At 50.2% G+C, this 3231-nt stretch carries 3 protein-coding genes and 1 pseudogene; all 4 read right to left on the bottom strand.

Translation table 11 applies throughout. The features are described from left to right. Nucleotides 1-334, bottom strand: a pseudogene (locus tag AC0TOY_RS00095) (hypothetical protein); the annotation flags it as partial. 225 nt (nt 335-559) lie between these two features. Next, a complete protein-coding gene (locus AC0TOY_RS00100) occupies nt 560-1102 on the bottom strand; it encodes an SMI1/KNR4 family protein (RefSeq protein WP_196243975.1) in 543 nt (180 codons plus the stop codon). A 255-nt stretch (nt 1103-1357) separates the two neighbouring features. After that, nucleotides 1358-1726 (bottom strand): hypothetical protein, encoded by a 369-nt coding sequence (locus AC0TOY_RS00105; RefSeq protein ID WP_024906916.1) that lies wholly within the window; start codon nt 1724-1726, stop codon nt 1358-1360. Beyond that, the coding region (locus AC0TOY_RS00110) for an RHS repeat domain-containing protein (protein WP_473721377.1) at nt 1726-3231 on the bottom strand (1506 nt) is incomplete at its 5' end. The genes AC0TOY_RS00110 and AC0TOY_RS00105, both read right to left, overlap by 1 nt.

A 3231-nucleotide genomic window follows, 5' to 3' on the forward strand; every position in this document is an offset into this window, starting at 1 on the left:
GCTCGCGCGCGCCCTGAGTGCGGCGCACCTCGCGGTGCAGGCGGTCGCGGGTGAACTCGGTCACCAGCTGCTGCCCGAAGCGGATAGCGCTGACGTGGCCGGAGCCGTAGTGCAGCCAGGCCAGCTTTTGCTCGCCGGGCAGCGTCAGGCCGGTCAGGTTGATCAGGGCATCCCACTCGTAGCCCACCGCGCCGTTAATGCCGGACTCGCTCAGCACGCGCCCGGCGGCGTCGTGGCGGTATGCGATCTCATCGCTTTCGATACCCAGGGCAACGCCTTCGGCCGTCGGCGTGCGGCGGATGCGGGTAATCTGGCCGCTCAGGTCGCGGAAGTACGTGAGTTAACTGTCCAGCCGATAATTCAATCCTAGCTCTCCCTAGTACATAACTGAAATCTTAATCATTTATGATGGAAAAGATATCCATTATTTCTCTCTAAAAGCAAAATATATATTTCTTGCATAGCGAAGCGGCTGTTGATGCTGTAATCTGCTGCACCAGCTACACCCACCTTACAGTAATAGATGGGCTTCGCCAGGTTCACCACAAGTACACTTTTATTAAAAATCAAGATCGACTTTAACTACTCCTGATGCATCTATTTTATCATCCTGAGCAGTAAGCATATCAACAAACTCATCGAAGGAGTTTGCTATTTTCGTCAGCCCTGAGGTCACTACTGAATCATTGAATATTGGATCAGACTCGTGATCCCAAAACCAGATCTCTCCCGACATACCTCCCTTGAGGCAAAGACAGATTTGATTATCACCAGACGAGGCTCCTATCGGTAACCATTGATCGCGAAAATCATTCCGGTATGTATCAGCAATTTCAAAGACAGTATATTCTTTACCCGATTCTGCAAGGCCGTACAAAGACTCAAGCGTATCGTTTCCTTGCTCATCAGACCACGGAGATGGTTGTAACGCCTTGAAAACAAAATTTATATTAAAAAGAACAGAAGCGCCAAAATGAAGTAAATAGGCACGATAACTTTCAGGGATTAGCCCTATTGATGCTTCTAATGTATTTAAACACTTTATCAGTTCATCTGATGGTAATGATGCAGGTTTCGCTCCAAAACGCTCTATTTTTTTCAACAATGTCCTTTACTCCTCATATTTGGTGCGTAGTCAATATGTGGCACATTACTATGAAGCTCTCGGAAATAGAATTATAATATTAGGATTCAAATGAAGCATTTTATCGGTGGCATCAATTAAATGGTGATCCTGAGCGAGAAAATCATAAATATAAAAAATTGTTAAGTAGATGAAAAATATTCACACTGCGCCTACTTAAACAGAGCTCAATAATAAACCAGCCGGGAAAAAACACCTTTCCCGGCTCGTCATTTATTGTGGGAACTTCCCACCTTTATACGAAGACCATAGATAACTGATGGCCCAATTATTATCCTTTCCAACAACAACGCTTTTAGCAATTAATTCAAAATCATCTGATATGCGTGATGATATTTCTGAATTATTAATTACTCTGAATGATAGCTTAAATGCTTTCTCTCGCAAGGAATTGATATTTTCAATATCATCCGCATCAAAACTTTCATTTTTTAATGAGTTAAACTCTTTCATCCATGCATCATCGAATTCTGGCTCATCTCTAGAATCCAAGGCGCTGTCTGCATCTAATGTTTTGAGAAAATCAAAAACTGATGCAGAGGACAAAAAATTTTCAACTTCAGCTAACTTATTATTACTCATTACATTAACCCTTGTTCTTTTAGCCAGACCTCTATTAAATCAACAGCTTTAACTGGCGTCACATTAGTACCTAACGAATAGGTTCCGTTTGGAGACTTAACATCAACTTTGATATCATCTAATTTGGAATACGCTCTCCTGTAAGCATCAAATAACTCTTTATCTGAACCAGGAAAATCACCTTGTCTTGGCCCTATTGTATCTCTTTCCGCATCATGTAATCGCCAATGATCATGTTCTGGGTTTTCTCCCCTAGGGAATAATGTAGGACGAGTTTTATCTGCTCTAGAAATTTCAAATGGCCGCCCTTTTGATTTGCGGACAGCAGGTACATGATGACCAGACTCGCTAACGCCCATGCACTTCATTAAGCCTAACGGATCTATCCATTTGAGAGGGTTTGGAGCATATTGGTAGAGATTTAATCCCCCCGCTAACCCAATCGGATCCTGCACAATAAACCGCCCGACCTGCGGGTCGTAGTAGCGGAACAGGTTATAGTGCAGTCCCGTCTCACCGTCAGCGTACTGCCCGGCATAGCGAAGCGGCTGGTGTGCCATCGCCGTGCGGTTCACAACCCGTGAGAACCCTTCGCTCTGATGGCGCACTTCGCCAAAGCTGCCGTACTGGCCACTCCAGCGCACCGTGCCGCGCTCGTCTGTGACCTCCAGCGGCGCCCCGTTCAGGTCAGTGTTGAACCAGTAAATCTCACCGCTGCTCTGGTCACGAAGATGGTCCACCCGCGCCAGGGGGCTCCAGGCCTCATTCGGATCGTATACATAGGTGCTGCACAGCCCGCTCTCCTGCTGCTCCTGCAGCAGGCGGTAGCCCTGCCACAGGAAGCGGGTGTCGGTGGTGCCGTGCGTCGTAGTGACGATTTTGCGCGTGCGGCGGCCCAGCGCGTCGTAGTGATAGCGCGCCTCAAATCGCCCTTCCGGCCCGGTTCCCCGGGCGGACACCAGACGGTTCTCGGCGTCATAGGCGTAATGCTGTTCATACAGCCCGTTGCGGCGGCTGACCAGGTTGCCCCAGTGGTCGTATTTCATAAACAGCGCCTGCCAGTGCTGCAGGCGGTTATCCGTGACCGGTACCGCATCGTCACTGGCGGCGAGGTTATCCGCGTCGTCATAGCTGAACTGCGCGCGGCTGTGCCCCTGGCGGGCCTCGTAGTGCTTCAGCAGACGCCCTTCGGCGTCGTAGCCGTAGTCCACCTCACCGCGCAGGGTGTCGCTGACGCCGGAAAGCTCACCGCGCGCGGTGTAGCGATACAGGCGTTCCAGTAGCTCCTGCTCCGGCAGGGTCACGTCCGTGCTTAATTCGCTGCGCTGCAGGGTGCGTCTGCCGAGGCTGTCATAATGGCGAATCTGCTCGCGCGCGCCCTGAGTGCGGCGCACCTCGCGGTGCAGGCGGTCGCGGGTGAACTCGGTCACCAGCTGCTGCCCGAAGCGGATAGCGCTGACGTGGCCGGAGCCGTAGTGCAGCCAGGCCAGCTTTTGCTCGCCGGG

The sequence above is a fragment of the Enterobacter sp. PL_is379 genome (genome assembly GCF_055817355.1).